The organism is Phaeodactylibacter luteus (assembly GCF_007993045.1).
Taxonomy (GTDB): Bacteria; Bacteroidota; Bacteroidia; order Chitinophagales; family Saprospiraceae; genus Phaeodactylibacter; species Phaeodactylibacter luteus.
Genome location: NZ_VOOR01000238.1, coordinates 1 through 331, shown reverse-complemented (window position 1 = coordinate 331; position 331 = coordinate 1). Strand labels below are relative to the sequence as shown.

Sequence of the window (331 nt, the reverse complement as noted above, 5' to 3'; positions counted from 1 at the left end):
GAAGGCCCTACGGCATTCATTACTTCTACAGGCGGTATCCTCGTTGAGGATGGCGCAGGTGGCGGTGTTGATGCGTTCTCTTACGACGCTCCTGAAGGCGAGTGCGGCGCACAGCTTGTATGGTTAGTAGGTTTGGGCGACGACTGCTTCGCAGAAGTTGGCCTGACCGACGCTGAGATCACTTTCACCAACGCTAACCTTGGTGTATTCCCTGGCCCATCTTTCGTACTGACTCAGACAGGTTTCGATTCTTACTCACTGGAGCTGTTCGCAGCTATCGGCGAGAACGTGCTGACCATCAATATTGATGATGAGAATGGCAACCCAACTC

At 53.2% G+C, this 331-nt stretch carries 1 protein-coding gene; it reads left to right on the top strand.

Translation table 11 applies throughout. The features are described from left to right. Positions 1-331: hypothetical protein (locus tag FRY97_RS22745; protein WP_170254901.1), on the top strand; the 331-nt coding region annotated here is incomplete at both ends.